We start from the raw sequence: 25,947 nt of genomic DNA, 5'->3' as shown, positions 1-25,947 counted from the left end.
CGGATCGGTCCGGCCAGGGCGACCCGGCGACCCGGCGACGCGGGGAGTGATCCCCGGAATCGCCGTCCGGTAAGCGATCATTGAAGATTACCCGGCCGACCTTTGCCCCGCGCCACCGGGATCACGGAGGGTTACAGATAGGGTACGTACCGCTGCCGGCGGCCGGACGACGTCGGGGATTCGGAGGGTCAAGGTGCCTGACCAGCGGGTTCACACGCATCCGGCCGCGTCGGCAGAGTGGCTGCGCGCGGCGCGGTCGGCGCGGGCGCTGTCGGTGGCGACCCTGGCCTGGCTCGGCCTGGAGAGCTCGCTCGGCCTGTGGGCCGGGTTCGGGGCGCACTCGGTGGCGCTGATCGGGTGGGGGTTCTCGGCGCTGGCGGAGGCGGCGGCGAGCCTCATCGTGGTGTGGCGCTTCACCGGGTCGCGGACCCTGTCGCCGGGCGCCGAGCACCGGGCGCGGCGCGCGGTGGCCGTGAGCTTCTGGGTGCTGGCGCCGTACCTCGTCCTCCATGTCGCGTACGACCTGGACGCGGGCCACCGCGCGGTGCCGACGGCGCTGGGGATCGCGGTCACGGCGGTGAGCCTGGTGAGCATGCCCGCGCTGGGGCTCGCCAAGCGCCGGCTGGGCCGGCGGCTGGCGTCCCCGGCGACCGCCGGGGAGGGCACGCAGAACCTCATCTGCGCGGCGATGGCGGGCGGCGTGCTGGCCGGGCTGTGGCTCAACGCGGCCGGCTGGTGGTGGGCGGATCCGGTCATGGCGGTGACGCTCGCGCTCGTGGCGGTGCGGGAGGGCCGCAGGGCGTGGCATGGTGACGGATGCTGCCATTGAGGTTCACTCTCCGTCATAGCCGCACCAAAAGCGCTGTTTTGCCGCACTGAGCGCACCGAGTATCGTTCCGGAGGTATTGCGGAGCATCTCCGGTCAGGGTCTCCGGAAGGTCTCAACACACCAAAAGAGGACATCGTGGGGCGACACCGCACAGACGAGTTCGATGGCGGCTACCAGGCCCAGGAACCCCCTCCGCGCCGGCGCGCCACCCGGGGCCGGGGCAGGGTGCTCGTCCCCCTCGCCGGGGCGGTCGCGATGGCCGTGCTGCTGGGCGTCGCCGCGTTCGTCATCTTCAACCGCGACCACGACTGCTCGGCGGGCAAGCTGGCGCTGCGCGTGGTGGCGACCCCCGACATCCAGCCGGCCCTCAGCAAGATCGCCGGCACCTACAACAAGGCCCTGCACTCCATCGACAGCCGCTGCGTCGAGGTGACCGTCACCAAGGAGAGCGCCGCCCGCACGGCCAACGCGCTGGCCGCCGGCAAGGCGGCGGCCGACCTGTGGGTGGCCGACTCCAGCCTGATCGTCGGCAGGCTGCGCAGCGACCCGGCGGGCGCCGCGCTGCCCGAGCCGTCCGGCTCGGCCGCCCTGTCGCCCGTCGTGCTGGTGGCCGCCCAGAGCATGGCCGACAAGCTGACCGCCAGCCTCCAGCCGAGCTGGGCCGGGATGATCGCCGCGGCGAACGTGGCCAACCCCGACGGCCCCGGCAAGAAGGTCCGCGTGCTCGCCCTCGACCCGCAGAAGAACTCCGCGGGCATGGCCGCGCTGCTGGCCGCCGCGGGCTCGGCCAAGAAGGCGAAGCAGGACAAGGCGCTCGTGGGGGCGCTGAAGGAGCTGTCCGGGCAGATCGTCTCCGATCCCAGCGCGCTGCTGGCCAGCCTCACCGTGAGGTCCGGCAGCAAGGTGCCGGTCGGCGTCGCCTCGGAGCAGAGCGTCTACACCCACAACGCCAAGCGCCCCGACGCGCAGGTGGTGCCGCTCTATCCCGCCGAGGGGACCTACAACCTGGACTACCCGATGACGGTCCTCGCCAAGGACCCCGGGGTGCGCAAGGCCGCCGCCTCCTTCCAGAAGGAGCTGACCACCAGCTCGGCCCAGCGGACGCTGCGCGACCAGGGCTTCCGCACGCCCGACGGCAAGGGCGGCGACGTGCTGGCGAAGGGCAAGGGCTTCGTCTCGACCCTGTCCCGGCCGCTGGCCGCGCCCGACCCCAAGACCGTGGCGAGCATGGCCCAGACCTGGTCGCGGCTCAACCTGGGCAGCCGCATGCTGACCCTGCTCGACGTCTCCGGCACGATGGCGCTGCCCGTGCCGGGCACCCAGCTGACCCGCATGCAGGCGATCTCCCGGATCGCCACCGAGGGGCTGAGCCTGTTCCCGGCCGACTCCGAGATCGGGGTGTGGGCGTTCTCCACGCACCTCGACGGCCAGGGCAAGGACTGGCGCGAGATGGTCTCGGTGGGCCCGCTGAGCGAGACCACCGACGGCCGGCTGCGCAAGGAGGCGCTGGCGACGCAGCTGGCCACCGTGCAGGCCAAGGCCACGGGCGACACCGGCCTGAACGACACGCTCAAGGCCGCCTACACCGAGATGACGAAGTCGTACCAGGGCGACAAGATCAACACGATCCTCGTCCTCACGGACGGCGCCGGCAACGACGACCCCGACGGCGGCGTCGGCAACGCGGAGATCCTGTCGTTCCTCAAGAAGACCTACAACCCGAAGCGGCCGGTCAGCATCCTGCTGATCGCGTTCGGCCCGGACGCCCCCAAGGGCAAGAAGCAGATGGACGCCCTGGCCAAGGCGACCGGCGGAGAGGCGTACATCGCGGAGAACATCCTCCAGGTACGTGACTTCTTCCTCCAGGGCATGGAGCGCCGCCTCTGCGCCCCGAAGTGCGACGGCTGAGGCTCCACACCAGCCACACCAGTACCTTCCGTCCCCGTCCATGCCCATTCGGCATGGATGGGTCAACCCGGTCCGGCGGGGCGGCGTCCTAGGCGCGTGGGGGACACACGCGAGCCGCGGGGAGGGTACTCGTGCCTGGATGGCCGACTGTCGACCGGACCGGGGATCATCGGTTGGCGGACGCGCTGCGGCGCGGCGACCACGGCGCCCCCGCCGACCTGTACGACGCGTACGGCGTGCGCCTGCACGACTACGCCTGCTCCCTGACCGGCGACGGCCACAGCGCGGCCGGCGCCGTGCACGACGCGCTGGTCACCGCCCACGGCCGCGCCGACCGGCTCAGGGACGAGACGCGGCTGCGCGCCTGGCTGTACGCGCTGACCAGGGTCCAGGTCATGGCGCGGCTGGCGCACCGCGGCGGCGTCCAGGTGCAGGGCGTGGCGGCGCCGTCCGTGGACGAACCGGACGACCCCGAGCTGGCCGCGCTGGTCCACGACGCGCTGGGCGAGCTGGGCCGCCTCGACCGCGAGGTGCTGGAGCTGTCGCTGCGGCACGGGCTGACCGCGCAGGAGGCGGGCTCGGTGCTCGGCCTGACCTCCCGCCGGGCGGCCACCCGCCTGCGCCGCTCCCGCGACCACCTGGAGAACGCCGCGGCGGCCGTCGTCCTGGCCCGCGTGGGGCGCGCCCACTGTCCCGACCTGTCGGCGATGCTCGACTCGTGGGAGGGGCCGCTCACCCCCCTGCTGCGGCGCAGACTGTCCGGGCACATCGGCGGCTGCGAGGTGTGCACGGAGGGCCGGCACCGCAAGGTGGCGGCGGAGCGGCTGCTCGACAAGGTGCCGGTGGCGTTCCCGCCGCTGTCGCTGCGCCGCCGGACGATCGCCACCTGCCTCGCCCCCGAACGCGGCGAGGCCCGCACGCTGATCCTGGAGCGGGGCGACAGCTTCGACCGCGACGGCTTCCCGGTCGCGCCCGGCCACCGGCCGCGGCGGCGGCCGCGCCGGCTCGCGCCCGTGGTGATCGCCGGCGCCTGCGTGCTCGCGCTGACGGGCGCGGTCATCGTGGCGAACGCCGCCACCGACGGCACGGCCCACCGGGCGGCGCCGTCCGCGAGCGCCGTCCCCACGCCCACGCGGCCGGCCGAGGAGCCGACCCCGGAGGCCGTCGAGGACCCGGCCGAGGACCTCGCGGACGGCCCGGAGACCGCCCCCGACGCCACGCCCGAGCGGACACCGACGCCCACGGCGTCACCCCGGCCGACCCCGCGCGCCGTCGTCACGGCCGCCACCACCCGCCCGGCCACGAGCCGGCGCCCCGTGGCGGGCGCCCGGCTCAGCGCCGTGTGCCCCGGCGCCCTCGACGGGTCTGCCAAGGTGGGGCTGCGCGCCCGCAACGCCTCCGTCGCCTGGAGCGCCAGCGTGACGTCGGGCCTGGACGTCTTCCCGTCGAGCGGGTCGATCAGGGCGGGCGGCTCGGTGGCGGTCTGGGTGACGGTCTCCGATCCGGACACCGCGGGCGGCGGCACGGTGTCGTTCGCCTCGAACGGCGGGCGCGCGAGCTGCCGGCTGTCGTGGGAGGGCCGGGCCGAGGTCTCCGAGCCGCCCACCGGCGAGCCGACGCGGCTGCCGGACGACACGCCGTCGCCGGACGACCCGCAGGGCGTCTCGCCCCCGGCCACCACCCTGGCCGAGTCCCTGACGGGACAGGAGTGACGCGCGATACATCAAAGGATGGTAGATCCACAGTAAAGACGAACTAGGATAAATCGGGCCCTGGCTCGAAGATCGGGTCATCTATAGGGCATCCTGGTGTGCTTGGGGACCGCACCGGCGCCGGGCAGCGCACTGTCCGTGTGCCCTAAGTCACGGGAAAAAATCGCTCCTCCGGTAAACCGGAGCGCGTCACCAAGCGTCGGCATTGACGTGTCCATGGACGGATTGGTCCCATGAAAAGCGATCAATCGCGCCTTTGCCCAGCCAGGACCAGGAGAACGGTAAATGATCAAGCACCGCCGAGCGCTCGCGTGGCTGCTCGGACTCGCGTGCGTCGCGGGAGCCGTGATCGCGTTGTTCGACATCGAGACGCCGCTTCGCCCCCTGCTGATCTCTCTGTTCCTGCTCGTGGTCCCCGGAGCCGCCGTCGTCGGGCTGTTGCGAGATCGTGACCCGCTCGCCGCGCTGTCGGTGGGCGCCGCGGCCAGTCTCGTGGTGAACGTGCTTCTCGCCCAGGCCATGCTGCAGTTCGACGCCTGGTCTCCCCGGGCGGGGGTGGCGACGATCGCCGTGCTCGGAGGGTTCATGTACGTGCTTCGCGTGTTGTACCGGGGGAAGAACATGCAGACCGAACAGGGGGCCAGGGCCAAGTGAAGATCACGGTGGTCCGCCCGGGCGAGCTCGGAGAGTCCGAGAGAGCCCGCTGGCGCGCGTTGCAGAAGGCCGATCCGAGCCTGGACAACCCGTTCCTGTCCGTCGAGTTCGCCGTGGCCATGGACCGGTTAAGGGACTACGTCCGGGTCGCGGTCATCGACGACGGCACCGGCATCGTCGGGTTCTTCCCGTACGAACGCCACAGCTTCGGCATCGGCAAGCCCCTCGGCGGCTTCCTGACGACCTGCCACGGCCTGATCTCGGTCCCCGGTCTGAAGGTGGACGTGCGGGCGCTGCTGCGCGCCTGCCGGCTCACCGTCTACGACTTCGACCACCTCGTGGCGGGGCAGCCGACCTTCGCGGCCTACGAGTCCGACGTCCGGCCGGCGCCGGTCATGGACTTCACCGCGGGCTTCGAGGCCTGGCTGGAGCAGGTCAAGGCCAACTCCCCGAAGAACCTGAAGACCGTGCGCTACAAGGAGCGCAAGCTCGGGAGGGAGCAGGGCGAGCTGCGCTTCGAGTACGCCTCGGCGGACCCGGAGGTGCTGCGCGTCCTGCTCGGCTGGAAGTCCGACCAGTACCGGCGGACGGGCCGCGTCGACCGGTTCGCGCAGCCCTGGATCGTCGAGCTGATCGACCTCATGCACGCGGAGCGCTCGGCCGACTTCAGTGGCGTCCTCACCATGCTGTACGCGGGGGACGCGCCGGTCGCCGGCCACTTCGGCCTGCGCACGGCCACCACCATCGTCGGCTGGTTCCCCGCCTACGACACCGAGTACGCGCGGTACTCGCCGGGCATCGTGCACCACCTCCGCATGGCGGAGGCGGCGGCGCAGGCCGGTGTGCAGATGGTCGACATGGGCAAGGGCGGCAAGGAGTACAAGGACTGGCTCAAGAGCGGCGAGCTGTACGTGTCCGAGGGACGGGTCTCCCGCCCCTCGCCCGCGGCGGCCGTCCACTGGATGGGACGAGTTCCCTTCAACAAGGCGCGAACAATCGTCCTTGATCGGCCGTCTCTCTATAAGGCGGCCGACCGAGTCCTCAAGGGCTTCGGGCGTGTCCGCAGTTCCATCCAGCAGGAGTCGTCCAACTCGGTCGTCAAGGAGCCCACCGGAGCGAGCTGACCCCCGTCCCGGCCCAGCAGCACAGCACCAAAGCACCAGAGCAGCAGCAGAGCACCCGTAACGCACCACCCTCACTCCACTGGACCCGTGCGCCGATCACGGATCGGCTGTTCCCACCAGCACCCGGGGACGGTCGGCCCAGGCTCGCGTGGAGGCGGGTCCCGGAAGGATTTAGCTCACCATGAGTCCCGAGAGCACCAAGTACAACGGCAAGGCGCAGATCACGCCGCTGCGCTCGATGCCACCGATCGAGCGGTTCACCCCGATCACACCGCACATCGCCATCTCGCCGACCGTCAGCGTGGTCGTCCCGGCAATGAACGAGGCCGAGAACCTCCCCCACGTCTTCGCCACCCTGCCCCAGTGGATCGACGAGATCGTGCTCGTCGACGGCAACTCGGTGGACGACACGGTCGAGGTGGCCAAGCGCCTGCGTCCCAACGTGAAGGTCGTCACCCAGACCGGCCGCGGCAAGGGCGACGCCCTGGCCGCCGGCTTCGCCGCCTGCACGGGCGACATCATCGTGATGATCGACGCCGACGGCTCGACCGACGGCCACGAGATCATCTCGTTCGTGGGCGCGCTGGTGACCGGCGCCGACTTCGTCAAGGGCTCCCGCTACGCGGCCGGCGGCGGCAGCGACGACCTGACCTTCAGCCGCAAGTTCGGCAACAAGGTGCTCACCGGCCTCGTCAACATGATGTACGGCACCCAGTACACCGACCTGTGCTACGGCTACAACGCCTTCTGGGCCCGCCACCTCGACGTGCTCGACCTCGACTGCGACGGCTTCGAGGTGGAGACCCTGATGAACGTCCGCGCCGCCAAGGCCGGGCTCAAGGTGCACGAGGTGCCGAGCCACGAGCGCTGCCGCATCCACGGCGAGAGCAACCTGCACGCCGTGCGCGACGGCCTGCGCGTGCTCCGGACGATCCTGCGCGAGTGGCGGCGCCAGCCCACGATCCCGCAGCCGACGCCGGCCGCCGCGCCCGCCGCCGACCGGGGCGTCGCCTGACCAGCACTGGAAGAGGGATGGCAGTGAGAACGTCTGTCGTCATCTGCGTCTACACCGAGGAGCGGTGGGAGGACATCAGGCAGGCCGTGGAGTCGGTCGAGCGGCAGCGCCGCCGGCCGCACGAGCTGATCCTGGTGGTCGACCACAATCCGGACCTGCACCTGAAGCTCAAGCGGACCTATCCACAGGCCATTGTGGTGGAGAACACGCACGAGCGCGGGCTGTCCGGCGGCAAGAACACCGGCGTGGCCACGGCCACCGGTGACATCGTCGCGTTCCTGGACGACGACGCGGTGGCCGACCCCGGCTGGCTGGAAGCTTTGGAGGAGGGCTTCCAGGACCCGGCCGTCGTCGGCGTGGGCGGACGCACCGACCCGATGTGGGCCTCCCGGCGGCGGCCCCGGTGGTTCCCGTACGAGTTCGACTGGACCGTCGGCTGCACGTACCGCGGCATGCCGCAGGTGCGGGCGCCGATCCGCAACGTCATGGGCGGCAACGCCGCCTTCCGGCGGGAGGTCGTCTCCGAGGTGGGCGGCTTCCACAGCGGCATCGGCCGCAGCGTCCAGGGGCGCAAGAGCAGGCCCCTGGGCTGTGAGGAGACGGAGTTCTGCATCAGGCTCAGCCAGCGCAAGCCGGGCTCGGTCATGCTGTACGAGCCGCGCGCGGTGATCGGGCACAAGGTGTCGGCGCAGCGCGAGCGCTTCGCCTACTTCAGGTCCCGGTGCTACGCCGAGGGGCTGTCGAAGGCGCTGGTGACGCGCGAGGTGGGCACCCAGGACGGGCTGGCCAGCGAGCGCGCCCACGCCCTGAAGACGCTGCCCCTGGGCGCGCTGCGCGGGCTCGGCGAGGCGGTCCGCGGCGACGTGGGCGGCCTCGGCCGCTCGGTCGCGATCGTCGTCGGGCTCGCCTGGACGACATGGGGATACGTGGTCGGGTCCGCCCGGCTCAAGGGAGCCCGCTCGTGATCAGGGTTCCCATCCTCATGTACCACTCGGTGACCGACAGCCCCAACGAGGAGACCCGTCCCCACTCGGTACGCCCGTCCGATCTGGACGAGCAGCTCTCGTACCTGGCGGAGAGCGGGTTCACCCCGTTGACCTTGGGCGATCTGGTCTCCAGGCTGAACAAGAACACCGGCATGCCCGTCAAACCAGTCGTGGTCACCTTCGATGACGGCTACGCCGACTTCCACACCCACGCGCTGCCCCTGCTGGAGCGCCACCGGTTCCCCGCCACGGTCTTCCTGACCAGCGGCTGGGTCGCCGACGCGGGCGCCGACGCGGCGGGCAGACCGCTGGACGACATGCTGAGCTGGGGTCAGGCCCGCGAGATCGCCCAGACGGGCATCGAGTTCGGCGGCCACAGCCACAGCCACCCCCAGCTCGACCAGCTCCCCACCGAGGAGCTGCGCCAGGAGCTGCGCCGCAACAAGGGGCTGCTGGAGGAGAAGATCGGCGCGCCGGTCGCCACCATGGCCTACCCCTACGGCTACTCCAGCGCGCGGGTGCGCCGCGAGGTGCGCAAGGCCGGCTACTTCGCGGCCTGCGCGGTGAACAACGCGATCGCCGCCGACCGGCACGACATGCTGGCCATCCCCCGGCTGACGGTGGCCCGCCACACCACCATCGGCATGTTCCGGCGCGCCGTCGAGGGCAGCGCCGTACCCCTGATCTACCTGCGCGAGCGCGTCCTCACCAAGGGGTACGCGGTCGTGCGGCGGACGAGGTACGGCCTGCAGCGGGTGCGCGGAAATGTCTAGGCTCTGGCGGCGGCTGCTGCACGACCTGCGCAATCCCCTGTTCCGCAACGGGTACGCGCTCATGGCCAACACGGCGATCACCGCCACGCTCGGCATGGGCTACTGGCTGCTGGCGGCGCACTACTACTCGCCCGAGGAGTTCGGCCGCGGGCAGGCGGTGATCACCGCGATGCGGCTGTTCGCGTCGCTGACCGCGCTCGGCTTCGTGGGCGCGCTCGCCCGCTTCCTGCCGCTGGCCGGCCGCCGCACGCCCGAACTGGTGCTGCGCGGCTACGGCCTGGCGGCGGCGACGGGCGGGGTGGCCGCGGTGGGCTTCCTGCTCACGCTGCCGATGTGGGGCCGCACGTACTCCACGCTGGGCGGCTTCGGCCCGGGCCTGTTCTTCCTCGGGTCGGTGCTGGTCTGGGCGGTCTTCACGCTCCAGGACGTGGTGCTGACGGGCCTGCGCAAGGCCACCTGGGTGCCGCTCAACAACCTGGTCTTCGGCGTGGTCAAGATGGGCCTGCTGGTGGCGCTGGCGGGCGCGCTGCCCGAGGGCGGCATCTTCGTCTCGTGGATGGTGCCGACCGCGCTCGCGCTCATCCCGGTCAACTGGTTCATCTTCTCGGTGGTCATCCCCCGGCACGTCAAGGACTCCGAGGACGTCGCGGCGCCGCCGACGATGCGCGAGGTCGGACGCTTCCTGGCGGGCGACTTCCCCGGCACGCTGTCGATCCTGGCGATCGTCTACCTGGTGCCGGTGGCCGTGGCCACGCAGGTGGGCGAGGCCACGTTCGGCCGGTTCTCGATGGCCCACACGCTGGGCTGCATGATCGAGCTGCTGGCGATGAACATGGCGGTGTCGCTGACCGTCGAGGGGTCCTTCGACCGCTCGCAGCTCGCCGACAACTGCCGCCGCGCGCTGCGGCGGGCGTTCATGATCATCACGCCGATCATCGCCGTGACGGTCCTGGGCGCGCCGCTGATCCTCACGATCTTCGGCTCGGAGTTCGCCGCCGAGGGCTCGACGCTGCTGCGGCTCATGGCGCTGGCCGTGCTGCCGCGGGTGCTCATCGAGGTCTACCTCAGCTCGCTGCGGGCGCGCAGCGAGGCGCGGGCCCTGGCGCTGGTCCAGATCGGGCTGGCGGCGCTGGTGCTGGTCTCGATCATGGTGCTGTTCCCGTTCGCCAACGTGAACGCGGTGGGGTACGGCATGCTGTTCAGCGAGCTGCTGGTGGCGGCTTTGATCTTCGGAAAACTTCGTAAAGTTCTCACTTACGGCGAAACAGAACCGCCACGCGTCGCCCAGGGGTCGCACGGGGCCTCATGATGGTCAACGTGAGGCAACGGGACGGCGATGGAATGACAACCGGGTTCACAGGCTCCTCCGAGCTCAACGGCGAGACGGAGGAGGAGCCGGGCGCGCCCTTCGATCCGGACGCCACGGGGGTCATCCCGCGGATCATCCTCGATCTGGGCTCCGCCGACGGCGCCTCCTCCGGCAAGGCCAAGGACAAGGACAACGAGGAGACGGCGGCCGACGACGCCTCCTCGGAGCGGGACGCGGCCGACGGCGACGGCGAGGCCGCCGAGGTCCCCGAGGCCGCTCCTGAGGCGCCGGCTGCCGGTGACGCCGGGACTGACACCGAGGCCGAGGCCGGCATCGAGACCGACGCCGAAGCCGAGACCGTCACCGACGCCAAGCCCGTGGCCGGCGCCGCCCCCGCGACCGAGGACAAGGCCGGGAACCAGGTCGCCGACAAGGCCGACGACAAGGCCGAAGGCGAGTCCGGAGCCGAGGCCGGGGCCGAGGTGGAGGACGACGCCGACGCCGACACGACCACGGCGATCCGGCTGCCCGCCGGCTTCCGCGTGGGCGGCCCGCCGACCGCCCCCGACCTCACGTCCGCGGAGCGGCCGGAGGCGCCGCCGACCACACCGTTCAGGGCCACGCCCCCGCAGGCGCCCCCGCCCCCCGCGGACACGTCCCCGCGGCCCCCCGCAGGGGCGAGCCCGCAGCCGCCGGCTCAGGCGGCCCCGCAGGCGTCTCCGGAGCCGCCGGCACAGGCGGCCCCGCCGGCGTCTCCGCAGCCGCCGGCACAGGCGCGCCCGGAGGCGGCTCAGGAGAGCAAGGCGCCCGCGAAGAGCGCCGGCGCCACCCCCGCCGCCGCCGCGGCCCCCCAGGGCCTCATGGCGCGTCTGGGCGCGCTCGTGAGCAGCGCGCCCAGGTGGCTGCCCGCCCTGCTCACCGTCGAAGGGCTCATCCTGTACGTGCTCGCCCTGCGCGTGCCCCCCGGGCCGCTGCGCGGGGTCGACCCCACCGACATCAACGGCCTCGGCCTGATCTCGGCCCTGCCCACCAGCGCGTTCGCCGCGATCCTCATCATGCTGGTGGCGTTCTTCGTGACGGTCGCCCAGTCGACCGACCGCAAGTTCCTGCTGCTGTTCCAGATCGCCACGATCACGTTCGCGCTGCACGGCGCGGGCGCCCTGGTGGCCACCGAGCCGCGCTTCCCCACGGCCTACATCCACGCGGGCTTCGTCGACTTCATCGGCCGCACCGGTGAGACGGCGATCAGCATCGACGCCCGCATGGGCTGGCCGGGCTTCTTCGCGCTGTTCGCGTTCGTCACCAAGGCGGCCGGCATCACGGACATGACGCCGATCCTCATGTGGACGCCGCTGCTGTCCAACCTGCTCTACCTGCTGCCGTTCGTGCTCATCCTGCGCCAGGTCGTGGCGACCACGCGGGCGCGCTGGTTCGCGGCGCTGCTGTTCGTCCTCGTGCAGTGGATCGGCCAGGACTACTTCTCGCCACAGGGCTTCACGTTCGCGCTGTACCTGGCGTGGGTGGCGATCCTGCTGCGCTGGTTCGGGCGCGTGGAGCCGCGCACCAAGCCGGTGCCGGACAAGGGCTGGCGCAAGTGGCTGGGCCGCCTCGACGCGATGACGCCGGGCGAGATCGTCAACACCGGCACGTTCCGCGCCGACAAGCTGCTCATGCTGACGCTGCTGCTGGCGCTGTTCTTCGCCTCGACGGCCTCGCACCAGATCACGCCGTTCATGATGCTCGGCGTGATCACCGCGTTCCTGATCTTCAAGCGCACGTCGCTGACCTGGGCGCTGCCGTTCTTCCTCGGCCTGGTGGTGCTCGCCTGGATCAGCTACGAGACCGTGGGCTTCTGGGCCGGCCAGATCGACGCGATCTTCGGCGGCCTGGGCAAGATCCTCACCAACCTCCAGCGCAACACCGGCGACCGCATCGCGGGCAGCGACCCCGCGCACGCGATGGTGCTGAAGGCCCGGCTCGGCATCCTGGTCGTGATCCTCTCGCTGGCCGCCACCGGCCTGCTGCGCCGGCTGCGGCGCGGGGTGTTCGACCGGGCCGCGCTGATCCTGCTGTGCGTGCCCGTGCTCGCGCTGGGGCTGCAGAGCTACGGCGGCGAGATCGGGCTGCGCATCTACATGTTCGCGCTGCCCGGCGCGTGCCTGCTGGCCTCGTACGCGTTCTTCCCGAACCTGCCGGCCGACAGCGCGGACGTGCGCGAGGAGACCGTGCCGATCCGCCGGCGCAACGTGCGCCTCAACCCCGAGCTGACCCGGAAGCTGTCGGTGCTGCTCGCAGCGGGGTTCGCGGTGCTGTTCGCGATGGCCTTCCTCGTGGCCCGCTACGGCAACGAGAAGTTCGAGCGGGTGACCGCCGGCGAGGTCGCGGCCATGCACTACGTGTACGCGCACGACAAGCCGAGCGCCCGCGTGCTCTACCTGGTGCCCAAGGAGGGCCCGGAGGTCACGCCCACGATGCCCTGGGGCGAGAAGGACGTGGAGCTGGTGAACTTCAACGGTCAGGCCCTGGTCTACAAGGACCCCTCGAACATCACCGGCGCGCTGGCGAAGCTCAAGGCGAGCCCGCGCAACACGTTCCTGGCGGTGACGCGCGGCCAGGTCAGCTACCTCCAGCTCAACGAGGGGTTCCCGGAGGGCTGGGGCGAGAAGTTCCGGGCGGCGCTCGACGCCTCGCCGGAGGTGAAGCGGGTGTACTCCAACGGCGACGCCGCGCTGTACACGCTGAAGAAGTTCGTCCGAGGCACGGAGATCCCCGATCCCCAGCCGTACAAGGGCCGCGGCGACCCCACGTCGCCGTGGACGCCCGTCGGCATCGCGGCGCTGGCGCTGACCTGGGTGACGCTGTTCGCCTACGAGGTGATCCGGCTCCACGGGCCCACGCGGGCGCCGAGGGCGCGCAGGCGGCTGCTGTTCGTGGCGATCCCCGCGTTCGTGGTGGCGGTCGGCGTGATAGCGGAGCGCTTCATCTACATCGCACTAAATAACTGAACTCACAGGAACCTCTCAGGTTATGCGGGATGATGTTCCCTGATGACGGCACAACGGACAGACGGCGCCATGCAGGGCGCGAGGGCGTCGAGGATCACCTCGGTCGACGCCCTCCGTGGCTTCTCGCTGCTCGGGATCCTCCTGGTGAACATCGCCTTCCTGGCCTCCGGCTACCGGATGGCCGGGATGGCGGAGCCCGCGTTCCAGTCCTCGCTGGACTGGGGCGTGCGCTGGAGCGTGACACTGTTATTGGAGAACAAGTTCTACCTGCTGTTCTCCTTCCTGTTCGGGTACAGCTTCACGTTGCAGCTCGACTCCGCGGTGCGCCGGCGCATGCCGTTCACGCCGATGTTCCTCAGACGGGTGGCGGGGCTGTTCCTGATCGGCATCGCGCACGCCGTGCTGCTGTTCCCGGGCGACATCCTCACGACGTACGCGGGGGTGGGGCTGGCGCTGCTGCTGCTGCGCAAGCTCTCGCCGAAGAACGCGATCATGCTGGCGGTCGTGCTGACCAGCCTGCTGGCGCTGGGCTTCGTGTTCCTGGCCGGGCTGGCGGCGCTGGGCCTGGACACCGCCGGCACGGTGTCCCACGGCGTCGCGGAGGCGATCAAGTCCGACCGGTCGCTGGCGGGCTCGGCCGGCCAGATCGTCTCCGAGCACGTGCGCAAGCTGTCCCTCATCGTCCTGCTGCGCCTGCTGTTCCAGGGGCCGGCCGTGCTGGCCGCCGCGCTGATCGGCCTCGCGGTCGGCAAGCTGGGGCTGCTGCGCGACCCGTCGGCGCACACCAAGGCGCTGCGGCGGCTGCAGTGGGTGGGCTTCACCGTCGGGCTCGGCGGCGCGGCCGTCTACACGATGTCGGCGTGGACCGGGACGGTGCACAAGTTCCTCGGCGAGGCCCTGGACCTCGTCACCGCGCCGCTGCTCGCCGCCGCCTACGCGGCCACGTTCCTGCGCCTGCTGCCGCACGTGCCGCGTCTGGGCGCCCTGCTGGCGGCGCCGGGCCGCATGGCGCTGTCCAACTACCTCGCCCAGTCACTGTTCTGCGGCCTGATCTTCACCGGGTACGGCCTGGCGCTGGTGGACCGGGTCAGCCCGCCCTCGGAGGTGCTGATCGCGCTCGGCATCTTCACGGCGCAGGTGGTCTACAGCTGGGTGTGGCTGCGCGGGCACCGGTACGGCCCGGTGGAGTGGGTGCTGCGCTACCTCACGTACTGGAACCGGCCGGGGCGGACCATGGAGGCCGCCCCCGCCCCGCAGGCCGCCCAGCCCTGACGGCTCACGCTCTGGGGCTCAGCCCTGGCCGCGCCCGCTCCACCTGATCTCGTACGGCTTGAGCGTGACCTGCTTGCCGTCCACGGTGGCCGTCACGTCGCGCTCGGCGGTGTTGACCATGACGAGCTGCTGGGCCTGCGCCAGCACCTTGACCCGCGCGTCGGACGACTGGACCTGCTCCAGCGCCACCCCGGCGGGGAACCACCGCGTGAAGCCGCTGAGCAGCCCGGCCATGGGCATCTCGCGGCCCTCGGCGTCCCACACGCAGCCGTGGCACTCGCGGACGCCGCCCTTCTGCTGCGGGTTCCAGTAGAGGGCCGAGGCGACGCCGCCGCGCGCGAACTCCATCATGGCGGTGGCCTGGACGGCGGTGCGCTTGGCCTCGCTCCAGCCGGAGTTCTCCGGCTCGACGTACCACTCGGCCCACCAGACGGGCATGTCGTTGGCCTTCTTGCGCAGCCACGAGGTGATCGCGCCGAACTTGGCCTGCGCGGCGAAGTCGTCGGGGACGTTGCCCTTGTCGGTGGTCATGGTGGCGCCGTCGACGACGATGAAGTCGGCGCCCTTCTTGTGCTCGATCCAGTACTCGATGGCGTCGAGGGCACGCTGGTCGACCGTGCCCCAGGGGCCGCTCAGCTCGGACGGGCCGGGGGCCGAGGTGGTCTCGATCGGCACGTACGGGCCGCCCACCTGGATGTCGCCGTCCACGCGCTTGAGAGCGTCGTAGACCTTGTTGTACAGCTCGGTGTAGCCCTCGGCGTCCCACCGGTTGGTCGTGGGGTCCCAGAAGCCCTTGAACTCGTTCCAGACCATGAAGTGCTTCACGGTCGGGTACTGCCGGGCGATCTTGGCCGCGAGCTTGGCGTAGTCGTCGAAGTGCTCGCGCTCGGGGGCGACCGTGTGGTTCTTGCTCCAGTCGGTACGGCCGGCCTGGCCGCCCTTCATCCAGTCGGGGGCGCAGCAGAGCGTGATGACCGGCATCCCGCGCGAGGAGGCGATGAACGACATCCGGCGGTTGAGCTCGGTGAAGTTGTACTGGCCGGGGCTCGGCTCGGGGTTGCCGGCGCCCCAGCCCATGATGTGCTGGTTCTGCAGGAGGGGGACGCGGCCCAGGATGCCCTTGGCCTGCTCGGTCACGGGCCGCGGAGCGGTGTCGGCGCTGTACTGGGTGTGGGTGACGCCCCAGCGCGGCCAGTTGTCGAGCTTCGGCGGCGGCGCCAGGGTGGGGGCGGGCTGCGACGGGCCGGCCTTGGCCACCTCGCCGCCCTTGAACTCGTCGCGCGAGCCGCGTGTCCCCGCGTACACCATGATGCCCACGACCAGGAGCACCGCCACGACGCCCGCGCCCACCGCCAGCGGCCACGGCGACCGCCTGCGGGCATGCCGACCATCGGTGGGAATCACGGGAACCTCCACCCCTCACGCCTGCGCGGTGTCCGGTTGGACACCTCTCCGCACGTATTACCGTATCTATGCCACTTGCAAGGTGCTTGCGTATGACATCAGGGCGTCGGCGGGCGCTCGCCACCCGCCGGCCCGGGCACGCCCGCATAACGGTACGGCATCGGTTGCCGGCCCGGTTGCACGATGAGCAACGTGCCGGGGTCGGCGTAGCAGGCGCTCTCGACGGCCGCGGCCACGTCCTCGGCGGTGAGCAGCGGGAAGCCGGCGTTCAGGAAGGTCTCCCGCGCCCCGGCCACCAGAGGGGTGTCGGTGAAGCCGGGGCAGACGGCGCTGACGCGGACGCCCTCGGCGGCGAGGGGCACGGCGAGCGCGCGGACCAGGCCCACCACCGCGTGCTTGGTCATCGTGTAGACCGGGTCGCCGTCGTAGCCGACCAGCCCCGCCAGCGAGGAGGTCACCACGATCGCGCCGCCGCCGGAGCGCCGCAGCAGCGGCAGGGCGGCCACGACGCCGAAGACGACGCCGTCCACGTTGACGCCCACCGCCGTGCGGTAGCGGGCCACGTCGAACGCGCCGAGGTCGACGCCGGCGGCGACGCCCGCGTTGAGGTGGACGACGTCGAGCCTGCCGAAGCGCCGCTCGGCCAGCTCCACGGCCTCGTGGTTGGCCTCCTGGGTGCTGACGTCGGCGGCCAGCGCCACCCCGCCGGTCTCCTTGGCGACGCGCTCGGCGCCCTCCCCGTCGAGGTCCACGAGGACGCACCGGGCGCCGCCGGCCGACAGGCGGCGGGCGACGGCGGCACCGATGCCGCTCGCCGCACCGGTGATCAACGCGACAGTGCTCATGCGGACTCCAGCATGCGGTGGGCGCGGGCGATCAGGACGGGCACCGCGGAGCCGATCTCCTCGAAGCCCTCCCCCACGGTCTTACCCTGGCGGAAGCGGGCGTGGATACCCTCCACGATGACCGCGAGCTTGAAGTTGCCGAAGGCGACGTAGAAACCCAGGTCCTCGATGTCGTGGCCGGAGACCTTGGCGTAGTGGGCCGCGAACTCGGCCGCGGTCAGGAAGCCCGGCGCCAGCGTCACGTCGCCGGCCACCGGGATCGCGGCGCGCTCCTCGTCACCGGGGTCCTGCCAGTAGGTGAGCGTCAGCCCGAGGTCGGCCAGCGGGTCGCCGAGCGTGGACATCTCCCAGTCCACGACGGCCAGGATGTCGGGCTCGGGGGCGAGCCGGACGAGCGTGTTGTCGAGCCGGTAGTCGCCGTGGACCAGCGTGCCGGCCGACGCCGCGGGCAGGCGCTCGCGCAGCCGGGCCACCAGCCGGTCGTACTCGGGCCGGTCGGCGGTCTTCGAGCGCTCCCACTGCTGGCACCAGCGGTCGAGCTGGCGGGCCAGGTACCCGTCGGGGCGGCCGAACCCCTCCAGCCCCACCTCGCGGTGGTCGACGGCGTGGATGGCGGCCAGCACTTCGGCCAGCCGTTCCGACAGCCGCCGCGCCTGCTCGGGCGCGGGCTCGCCCAGTTCCTCCCGGGTGCGCACGGCCGCGCCCTCGACGTACCCCATGAGGTAGAACGGCGCGCCGATGACGTCCTCGTCGGCGCAGAAGGCGACCGGCTCGGGCACCGGGACGGGCGTCGGGGCCAGGGCGGAGATCACCCGCCACTCCCGCCGCATGTCGTGGGCGGTGGGCAGCACGTGGCCGAGCGGCGGACGGCGCAGCACCACCCGCCGGTCGCGGCCCTCGACGAGGTAGGTCAGATTGGACCTGCCCCCCGAGATCAGCGACACTGACAGCGGCTCGCCCGCTTCGGGCACGTGGTTCGCCATCCACGCGGTCAGGCGCGGCAGGTCGATTCCGGGGACCGTCATGGAAACACATTAGAACGTCACTCGGTTATGAATGCCAGCTTAGAGTTGTGTAACGTTCCGGACCTGCGTGAATGACATAAGAGAGCAACGGTTAACCTTTCCTTGCACGGCGGACCCTCCAAGCTCGACAGCACACGGCATATCGCCAGTAGGAGCCCATGCGCGTCTCACTTGCACACCCCCGCGAACTGGGCGCCCCGGAGCTGAACCGGTGGCGGGCGCTCCAGGAGGCGCACGAGGGGTTCGACAACCCCTTCCTGTCGCCTGAATTCACGGTCACCGTCGGCGAACTGCGCGACCTCGTGCGCGTCGCCGTCATCTACGACGGCGCCGACATCGTGGGGTTCTTCCCGTTCGAGCGACATCCGCTCGGCATCGGCAAACCGGTCGCGGCGGGGCTGACCGACGCGCAGGGCCTTGTGCACGCCAAGGACGTCGAGATCGACCCGCACCGGCTGCTGCGGCTGTGCGGGCTGTCGGTCTACGAGTTCGACCACCTGGTCTCCGGCCAGCCCATGCTGGCCGTCCGGCACGAGCGCCACCCGTCGCCCATCATCGACCTGCGCGACGGCTACGAGACCTACACCGCCTTCCTGCGCGAGCACTCCGGCAAGACCTACAAGACGACGCTCGCCAAGCAGCGCAAGCTCGAACGCGAGGCCGGCGCGATCCGCCACGACTACGCCACCTCCGACGTGGCGCCCCTGCACACCCTGATCGGCTGGAAGGCCGAGCAGTACCGCCGCACCGGGCGCACCGACCGGTTCGCGCACCGGTGGATCGTCGAGCTGGTCGAACGGCTGCAGGCCACCGACACCGAGCACTTCGCCGGGGTGCTCGACATGGTTCACGCGGGCGACGTGCCCATCGCCGGCCACTTCGGCCTGCGCACCCGCACCACGCTCGTCGGCTGGTTCCCGGCCTACGACACCGCCTACGCCAAGTACTCCCCCGGCCTCATCCACCACCTGGCCATGGCCGAGCGGGCCGCCGAGTCCGGCATCCAGGTCATCGACATGGGGCGGGGCCAGAAGGAGTACAAGGACAAGCTGAAGAACGGCGAGTACGAGGTCGCCGAGGGCCGCGTCGCCACGGCCGGGCCCGTCGCGGGCGTCCACTGGCTGATGCGCGTGCCGGTGCGCAAGACGCGGGCCACGGTCCTGGCCAACCCCGTCCTGCACCGCACGGCCGACCGGGTGCTCAAGACGTTCGGCCGTCTGCGCACGGCCCTGCAGTCATGACGGGGTTAGCGGAGCGGACCGGGCGCCACTGCCTGGTGCTTCCCTCCAACCGCCTCGGCCTCTACCTCGCGCTGCGCCACTGGTGCGTGCCCGGGCAGCGGCTGCTCATGTCGCCGGTCTCCGCCGACGAGATCCTGTTCCTGGTGATCGCCGCCGGCCTGCGGCCGGTCATGGCGCCGCTGTCGCCGCGTGACGGCAACATCGACGTCGGACGGGTCGATCTGTCCACCGTGGACGCGGTCCTCACCACCAACATGTACGGCCTGCCGGACCGGGTCGGGGCCTTCACCGGGAAGATCCTCATCGAGGACGTCGCCCACGCCCTGGAGACGTCCGTGGACGGGCGCCCGCTCGGCACGTTCGGCCAGGCCGGCGTCTACAGCCTGTCCAAGCACTGCGGCGCCGGGTCCGGCGGCGTGCTGGCCGTGGAGCGCGAGGACGACCTGCGAGCCCTCGAACAGGCCCGCGACCTGATCCTGGAGCCCGGGTCGTGGCGGCAGGAGCTGTTCGCCGTCGCCACGTCGGCGGCGCGGCGCGCCGCGCTCCGGCTCGACCTGGTCCGCCCGGCGCTGCGGCTGGCCCGCGCGCTCGGCCTCCAGGAGGAGCGCCTCGGCTACCGCATCGAGCTGCGCGGCGACGAGCTGCGCCGCACCATGAAGCACGTGCCCGAGCTGGCGCCGTTCGACCCGTGGGTGCGGGCCGACCTGCACGACTACCGGGTGCGCAAGGGACGGATCGCCCGGCGCTACCAGGAGGCCCGCCTGGCGGGGGTCGCCGCGGAGCGCAAGCGGCGGCTCGCCGGGGTGCGGCTGCTGGCCGAGCTGCCCACGGTCGCCGAGGGCGTGCGCGACCAGCTCGACCAGCCGCTGTTCCGGGTGCCGCTGCTGGTGGACGACCGCGACACGGCCATCGCCGCGCTGGAGCGGCACGGGGTGGCGGTGGGCTACCTGTACGACCCGCCGTACGACGACTACGCGCCCGGGTTCACCGAGCCGTCGCCGTACCCGGAGGTCGCCCGCTGGTGGGCCCGGCACGTGCTGCCGGTCGATCCCGTCTACGCGACCCGCGCCCTGCCGGTCGTGCGCCACCTGCCCCCGGCGCCGCCGCCACCGGTCTGACGACCTTTCCTGAGCCACCACCGATCAGCCCGGCCGCGTGATCAGGTCGGACTGATCGGGTCGGGCGGCTGATCGGGTCGGGCGGCTGATCAGCTCGGGCGGCTGATCAGGTCGGCTACGACGCGGCAGGCGCGGCGCACGTCCGGCAGTGACGCCGAGCCGTACCCGATGACCAGGCCGAACGGCGCGCCCGGCCGGTGCCGGTGGCGCTCCGGCTCGTCCAGCAGCACGCCCCGCTCGGCGGCCCGTTCCACCACGCGGCCGATCGCGCCCGGCGGCAGCTCGGCCAGCACGTGCAGGCCCGCCGTGTCGCCGCGCAGCCGGCAGAGCGGACCCAGGATCTCGACCACGGCGGCCCGGCGACGGGCGTACTCCAGGCGCATCCGGCGCAGGTGACGGTCGAGGTCGCCGCGTTCGATCAAGGTGGCGACGGCCTGCTGCACCGGTCCGCTCGTGCGGTCGGCCACCGCCCGGCGGAGCCCCGCGATGCGGTCCACCAGCTCGGGCGGCCCGACCAGCCAGCCCACGCCGACGTCCGGCGCCAGCGTCTTCGACAGCGTGCCGAGCAGCACCACCCGGGAGGGGTCGAGCCCGTACAGCGCGGGCAGCGGGGCGACGTCGTAACGGAACTCCGCGTCGTAGTCGTCCTCGACGATCATCGCGCCGGTGCGCCGGGCCCAGGCCAGCAGCCGTTCGCGGCGCGGGATCGGCAGCCGCCCGCCCAGCGGGTACTGGTGGGCGGGCGTTGTGTAGAGCAGGCGCAGGTCGCCGGGCAGGCCGTCGGAGACCACGCCGTCCTCGTCCACCGGACACGGCACGACCTCGGCGCCCCGGGCGGCGAACACGGTGCGGGCCACGTGGTAGCCCGGGTCCTCGACGCCGGCGCGCGTGCCGGCGCCGAGCAGGGCGAGCGCGCACAGGTCGAGGCCGTTGCCGGTGCCGCGGGTGACGATGATGTTCTCCGGGCCGACGGCCACGGCCCTGGCCCGCCGCAGGTGCCCGGCCAGCAGCTCGCGCAGGCGCGGCAGGCCGTACGGGTCGGGCGAGTCGCCGGGCGGCAGGTCGGCGGCCCGGCGCCAGGCCCGCTTCCAGGCGGCGACGTCGTAGTCGCGCACCCAGGGCTTGCCGGGCCGCAGGTCGATCGGGGCCCTCGGGGCGGGTCCCGGCACGCGGTCGGGCTTCGGCGCGGTCACCCCGGGCCGCCCGTGGGACGGCGCGGTCACCCCGGGCCGCCCCGTCCCGCTGGCGGGCACGGGCGCGGTCCCGCCGGATCGCACCGTCCCACCGGCAGGGGCGGCGGGCGCGGAGGTCCAGGAGGCGGGGGCGAGGGGCGGGGCGGCGACGGAGCGAGGGGCCCGGCCGGGCGGGGCGGCGACGGAGCGAGGGGCCCGGTCGGGCGGGGCGCCGGGAGGGGCCTCCTCCAGGTCGGCCACGAACGTGCCCGACCCGTGCCGGCCCTCCAGCCACCCCTCCGCGTACAGCTGCTGGTACGCCTCCGTGATCACCGTACGGCTCACCCCGAGCTGCCCGGCCAGCCCGCGCGAGGACGGCAGCCGCTCCCCCGGCGCCAGCGTGCCCGCCAGCATGGCCTGGCGCAGCCACCCGGCGAGCTGGGCCGAGAGCGGCACGGGTGAGTTCCGCTCCAGTGAAACGGGCAGGTCGAGCAGGCTGCGCACGGAAGTGGTCTCCAGGAAGGCACGGATAGTGGCCCTACAGGATAGGTCCACTCGCGGACTACCGTCGCGTCCATGGCCTTCACCACGTCGCCCACCGGCACACCGCTCTCCTCCACGCCCCGTACCCGGCTCGGCCGCTCGAAGGAGCGCGCCAGCGACGACCGCGGCGACCTGTACGACATCCTGGACGCCGGGCTGATCTGCCATCTCGGCGTCGTGGCCGACGGCGGCCCGATGGTGGTGCCGACCGGCTACGGACGCGACGGCGACACGCTCTACCTGCACGGCTCCACCGGCGCCCGCTCGCTGCGGGCCACCGAGGAGAGCGACGTGTGCGTCACCGTGACCCACCTGGACGGGATCGTGCTGGCCCGCTCGGTGTTCCACCACTCCGTCAACTACCGCTCGGCCATGATCTACGGCCGGGCGCGGCTGGTGACCGGCGAGGAGGAGCGGCTGACCGGCCTGCGCGTGCTGACCGAACGGCTCGCCCCCGGCCAGTGGGACTACGCCCGGCTCCCGAACCGCAAGGAGCTGGCCAAGACGGCCGTGCTGGCCCTGCCGCTGGACGAGGCGTCGGTCAAGATCCGCCGAGGCGGCCCGGTGGACGAGGAGGAGGACTACGACCTGCCCGTCTGGGCCGGCGTGCTCCCCCTGGTCACGCAGTGGGGGACCCCGGTGCCCGACGCGGCGCTCCGAGAAGGTATCGATGTGCCTGTTCACATCGGCGGCCGTCGGTAGTTCCATGAATCAGGAACCACCTGGCAAACCATCCTCCTAGATCACGCGTCTCATCAGGTGGGCCGGCTCCTGATGGGAGAGGCAAATGGAGTGGAGCGCTCCCGGTTACACGCAGGTCAAGCAGCTCGGGTCGGGCGGCAGCGGCAGAGTCGTGCTGGCCGTCCACGACGAGACGGGCGTCAAGGTCGCCATCAAGTACCTCTCCGAGGAGTTACGGCGCGACCCCGAGTCCCTCGCGCGCTTCCAGTCGGAGGCGCGCCTGCTCGTCACCCTGCGCGACCCGCACATCGCCACGATGTGGGAGTACGTCCAGGACCATGACGGCGCCGCCATCGTGATGGAGCTGGTCAACGGCGTGTCGCTGCGGGCGCTGCTGCGCGAGAACGGCACGACGGGGCCGGAGGCGGCGCTGGCCGTGCTGAAGGGGTCGCTGCTCGGCCTCGCGCGGGCGCACCGGCTGCGCCTGGTCCACAAGGACTACAAGCCGGAGAACGTCATCGTCCGCGACGACGGGGTGAGCAAGCTCGTCGACTTCGGCATCGCCGTACGGGAGGGCTCGGCCTCGCGTCCCGAGGGGACGCCCCCGTACATGGCTCCGGAGCTGTGGGCCGGCGCCCCCGCCTCCCCCGCGACCGACGTGTACGCGGCCACGGCCGTCTTCTTCGAGTGCCTGACCGGTCACCGGCCCTACCGCTCGACCGAGCCGAGCGTGCTCGGCTACCAGCACGTGTACGCGCCGATCCCGGTCCAGGACGCGCCCGAGCCGGTGCGCGAGCTGATCATGCGCGGCCTGGCCAAGGACCCGGCCGAGCGGCCGCGCAGCGCCGAGGCGTTCGTGGCGGAGCTGGAGGAGACCGCGCGGGCCGCGTACGGCGAGGACTGGGAGGAGCGCGGCAGGCGGCGGCTGGCCGGGCTGGTCGCGCTGCTCGCCCTGCTGCTCCCGACGCCGCAGACGCCGCCCGCGCAGGCCGGCACGTCGCTGGCGCGAACCGTGTTCCGGGGCGGGCACGGGCTGGGCCGCGCCTTGGCTCGGGCCGCGCGGCACAACGCGGCGCGGATGGCCGCGGGCGCCGGCCTGGCCGTCGTGGTGGCGGTCGCGGCGGTGTTCGTGCTGGCGAGCCGGGACCGGCTGCCGAAGCCGTTCGACGTGGCCGCCGCCGCGCCGTCGGACTCCCCCGGGCCCGCCGAGCTGGTCTCGCCGCCCGCCACGCCGGTGGGGGCCACGGACAGCGCGACCCCGAGCCCCGAACCGCCGGAGAGCGCGACCCGGCCCGCGATCGTCCCGCCGACCGGCGACGGCCCCACGACGCCGGCCACCCGCGATCGGACACCGACCCCGCGGCCCACCCGCACCACGCAGCGGGCGACGCCGCCGCCCACCACCCAGGCCCCGGTCACGCAGCCGCCGACGACGCTGTCTCCCACCCCGCGTCCCCCTCGAACGATCACGCCTACGCCCTTCCCGCCCACCACCCGACCCCCGGTGACCAGCACGCCGACCCCGTTCCCACCCACGACCCGACCTCCGGTCACCACCACGCCGACCCCCTTCCCGCCCACCACCCGGCCTCCGGTCACGCTGACGCCCACGCCGGTGCCGCCGGTCTCGGTGGCGGCGCTGGCCGTCGGCGACCTCACGGTGGGTGAGGACGCCGCCGCCGGCGCCACGGTCACGGTCCGCGCCAGCGGCACGGCGCCCGTCGGCCTCACCGCCACCTGGGCGGTCGCGGGCGACCCCGTCCACACGGAACGGCTGAGGCTCGGCGGCGCCCTGTCGTACACCCGCGCCCTCAGCCACACGCTGGCCGAGCGTCCCTGCGGCAGGACCGTCACGCTGACCGTCGCCACCACCCCGGCCGCGCCCGGGGGCGCCCGGACGGCCACGCTGAACGTGCCGCCGTGCCCCACGAGCGTGACGGGGCTGCGGGTGTCGCTGGACATGGCGCCCTCGCCGGGCGACGAGGCCACCGCGCGGGTGCGGGTGACGACGAGCGGCACGGGTGACGTCCCGGTGCGGGTCAGGTTCGCGCTGAACGGCGACACCGTCGGCAGCAGGACCGCCACGCTGACCGGGCGCACCTCCTACGCTCGCTCGTTCGACCAGGGCTTCAGGACGCGGCCGTGCGACGCGACCGTGTCCGTGGCGGTCACGGCGGGCGACGAGCAGGCGAGCGCGCGGACCCGGGTGGCCTGCCCGCCCGGCGTCCGCCGGGTGTCGATCGCGCGGGCCGCCGTCGACGGCCGGGGCGGCGCCGTGGCCGTGGTCACGGTCTCGACCCTGAACGAGCGTCCGGTACGGCTGTCGGTCACGTTCTCGGTCGGGGGGAGGCAGCACACCGAGCTGGTGACGTTGTCGGGCGACACGGCGTACACCCGTACGCTGAGCCACGCGTTCGGCGAGGTGCCGTGCGGGGCCCGCTGGGTCGTACGGGCGACGACGCAACCGCGCGCGACGGGGGGCGGCGCCCAGGCGAGCGGCGTCACGCCGGAGTGCGAACCGGAGGAGGAGCCGAGCCAGGAGCCGTCCGCCGACCCGCCGCCCAGGTCCACCCCGTCCGCGACGCCGTCGCCCCGCGAGGAGCCGAGCGGCGACCAGCCCGCTCCTGGGGAGCCGCGCTGACCACACGGCATCGGGTCACATACCTCGTCCAGCGAACGCCCCGAGGCCCGTGCGCTCCCCCGCCGACCCGCCTCGCGACCACGGGGCGCCGAGTCCGAGAGCGTGTGCGGGCCGAGGCGCGGGCCGGCGCCGCTCCCCACGCCCGGCTCCCCACCGTCGCCAGCCCGCGCCCAGCCGCAGCCCCTCGTCGCTCCACCCGGCCGTGCCGGCGCCGGGGTGGAGCTTGGCCCGTCGGGGCGGGGCTTGGCCGGGCGGAGCGCGTCCCGGTGCGACTTGGGAGCTTGGCGCACGGCTTGGCCGGACGCGGCGCGGCGCGGCTTGGCAGGGCGCGGCTCATCGTGGCTTGGGCGCGACACGACTTGGCGGGGCACGACTCGGCCAGGCGCAGCCCTCGTCGCTCCCGACGGCCCGTGCCGACGCGGCCCGACCCGGCGTGACCGCGGAGGCGGCCCGGGTGAGTGGTGGCCGGGTGAGGTCGCCGGGTGGGGAGCGAGGTCGTGGGACGGCCGCGGGCGGGGGGAGGAAGGCGCGAGACAGCGGTGTGGGCGGGCTTCCTGGTTGTCGGATGGCGGAGGGTGTGCGTGGTGCGAGATTGTGATTTCCGACTTATAGGGATAACCAGGCCCAGAAAGCGTTTGCCGCTGGTTAAGCTACGGTGCGTTTGTTCAGGGTGGGGGCCCGGAAGTGTGC

At 72.6% G+C, this 25,947-nt stretch carries 19 protein-coding genes; 15 read left to right on the top strand and 4 right to left on the bottom strand.

The genetic code is table 11. From position 1 onward, the window contains the following. Positions 1-193 precede the first annotated feature (193 nt). The 11 genes from HT134_RS20265 (at position 194) to HT134_RS20215 (ending at position 14,587) form a co-directional block, all read left to right on the top strand. Positions 194-829, top strand: coding sequence for a cation diffusion facilitator family transporter (locus HT134_RS20265; RefSeq protein ID WP_175601979.1), 636 nt, complete (start codon positions 194-196; stop codon positions 827-829). Between the two features lie 135 nt (positions 830-964). Continuing rightward, a complete protein-coding gene (locus HT134_RS20260; RefSeq protein WP_312888263.1) occupies positions 965-2,737 on the top strand; it encodes a substrate-binding domain-containing protein in 1,773 nt (590 codons plus the stop codon). Positions 2,738-2,910: 173 nt separating this feature from the next. Further along, on the top strand, positions 2,911-4,449 hold the full coding sequence (locus tag HT134_RS20255; protein ID WP_175601978.1) for a sigma-70 family RNA polymerase sigma factor: 1,539 nt from the start codon (positions 2,911-2,913) through the stop codon (positions 4,447-4,449). Positions 4,450-4,734: 285 nt separating this feature from the next. Then, the gene (locus tag HT134_RS20250; protein ID WP_175593937.1) at positions 4,735-5,103 is read left to right on the top strand and encodes a hypothetical protein; all 369 of its coding nucleotides are present in this window, start codon (positions 4,735-4,737) and stop codon (positions 5,101-5,103) included. Then, on the top strand, positions 5,100-6,227 hold the full coding sequence (locus HT134_RS20245) for a GNAT family N-acetyltransferase (RefSeq protein WP_175601977.1): 1,128 nt from the start codon (positions 5,100-5,102) through the stop codon (positions 6,225-6,227). Before HT134_RS20250 ends, HT134_RS20245 begins: the two co-directional genes overlap by 4 nt. 181 nt (positions 6,228-6,408) lie before the next feature. Next, positions 6,409-7,242: a glycosyltransferase family 2 protein gene (locus HT134_RS20240; RefSeq protein ID WP_175601976.1), complete on the top strand. Its 834-nt coding sequence runs from the start codon at positions 6,409-6,411 to the stop codon at positions 7,240-7,242. Between the two features lie 17 nt (positions 7,243-7,259). Then, a complete protein-coding gene (locus tag HT134_RS20235) occupies positions 7,260-8,207 on the top strand; it encodes a glycosyltransferase family 2 protein (protein ID WP_217708108.1) in 948 nt (315 codons plus the stop codon). Beyond that, positions 8,204-9,001, top strand: a complete 798-nt coding sequence (locus tag HT134_RS20230; protein WP_312888262.1) for a polysaccharide deacetylase family protein — start codon at positions 8,204-8,206, stop codon at positions 8,999-9,001. Before HT134_RS20235 ends, HT134_RS20230 begins: the two co-directional genes overlap by 4 nt. Next, the gene (locus HT134_RS20225; RefSeq protein WP_175601974.1) at positions 8,994-10,310 is read left to right on the top strand and encodes a lipopolysaccharide biosynthesis protein; all 1,317 of its coding nucleotides are present in this window, start codon (positions 8,994-8,996) and stop codon (positions 10,308-10,310) included. Before HT134_RS20230 ends, HT134_RS20225 begins: the two co-directional genes overlap by 8 nt. Before the next feature lie 32 nt (positions 10,311-10,342). Further along, a complete protein-coding gene (locus HT134_RS20220) occupies positions 10,343-13,315 on the top strand; it encodes a hypothetical protein (RefSeq protein WP_175601973.1) in 2,973 nt (990 codons plus the stop codon). A 42-nt stretch (positions 13,316-13,357) separates the two neighbouring features. Continuing rightward, positions 13,358-14,587 (top strand): DUF418 domain-containing protein, encoded by a 1,230-nt coding sequence (locus tag HT134_RS20215; protein WP_175601972.1) that lies wholly within the window; start codon positions 13,358-13,360, stop codon positions 14,585-14,587. A gap of 18 nt (positions 14,588-14,605) precedes the next feature. Here HT134_RS20215 and HT134_RS20210 read toward each other — a convergent pair whose 3' ends face one another. The 3 genes from HT134_RS20210 to HT134_RS20200 all read right to left on the bottom strand — a co-directional run bounded on the left by HT134_RS20210 (position 14,606) and on the right by HT134_RS20200 (position 17,861). Next, complete coding sequence (locus HT134_RS20210; RefSeq protein ID WP_312888260.1) at positions 14,606-15,991, bottom strand: GH39 family glycosyl hydrolase; 1,386 nt, start codon at positions 15,989-15,991, stop codon at positions 14,606-14,608. Between the two features lie 98 nt (positions 15,992-16,089). Continuing rightward, positions 16,090-16,836: an SDR family oxidoreductase gene (locus HT134_RS20205; RefSeq protein ID WP_175601971.1), complete on the bottom strand. Its 747-nt coding sequence runs from the start codon at positions 16,834-16,836 to the stop codon at positions 16,090-16,092. Beyond that, entirely contained in the window at positions 16,833-17,861 is a 1,029-nt protein-coding gene (locus HT134_RS20200; RefSeq protein WP_175601970.1) for a phosphotransferase family protein, read from the bottom strand. Before HT134_RS20200 ends, HT134_RS20205 begins: the two co-directional genes overlap by 4 nt. Before the next feature lie 158 nt (positions 17,862-18,019). Here HT134_RS20200 and HT134_RS20195 point away from each other — a divergent pair, with 158 nt between their 5' ends. Continuing rightward, positions 18,020-19,102, top strand: coding sequence for a GNAT family N-acetyltransferase (locus HT134_RS20195; RefSeq protein ID WP_175601969.1), 1,083 nt, complete (start codon positions 18,020-18,022; stop codon positions 19,100-19,102). Then, on the top strand, positions 19,099-20,220 hold the full coding sequence (locus tag HT134_RS20190) for a DegT/DnrJ/EryC1/StrS family aminotransferase (protein ID WP_175601968.1): 1,122 nt from the start codon (positions 19,099-19,101) through the stop codon (positions 20,218-20,220). The genes HT134_RS20195 and HT134_RS20190 overlap by 4 nt, the downstream gene beginning before the upstream one ends. Positions 20,221-20,309: 89 nt before the next feature. Here HT134_RS20190 and HT134_RS20185 read toward each other — a convergent pair whose 3' ends face one another. After that, a complete protein-coding gene (locus HT134_RS20185) occupies positions 20,310-21,896 on the bottom strand; it encodes an aminotransferase-like domain-containing protein (protein WP_175601967.1) in 1,587 nt (528 codons plus the stop codon). Between the two features lie 72 nt (positions 21,897-21,968). On the opposite strand from HT134_RS20185, the gene HT134_RS20180 reads away from it, so the two are divergent. Together HT134_RS20180 and HT134_RS44755 are read left to right on the top strand one after the other, a co-directional pair. After that, on the top strand, positions 21,969-22,637 hold the full coding sequence (locus HT134_RS20180) for a pyridoxamine 5'-phosphate oxidase family protein (RefSeq protein ID WP_175601966.1): 669 nt from the start codon (positions 21,969-21,971) through the stop codon (positions 22,635-22,637). An 85-nt stretch (positions 22,638-22,722) separates the two neighbouring features. After that, the gene (locus HT134_RS44755) at positions 22,723-25,257 is read left to right on the top strand and encodes a serine/threonine protein kinase (RefSeq protein WP_217708107.1); all 2,535 of its coding nucleotides are present in this window, start codon (positions 22,723-22,725) and stop codon (positions 25,255-25,257) included. Positions 25,258-25,947 lie beyond the last annotated feature (690 nt).

It is taken from the genome of Nonomuraea rhodomycinica, from assembly GCF_013363995.1.
GTDB lineage: Bacteria > Actinomycetota > Actinomycetes > Streptosporangiales > Streptosporangiaceae > Nonomuraea > Nonomuraea rhodomycinica.
Note: the sequence above shows the minus strand (reverse complement) of the source record. Positions and strands in the feature narration are given on the sequence as shown.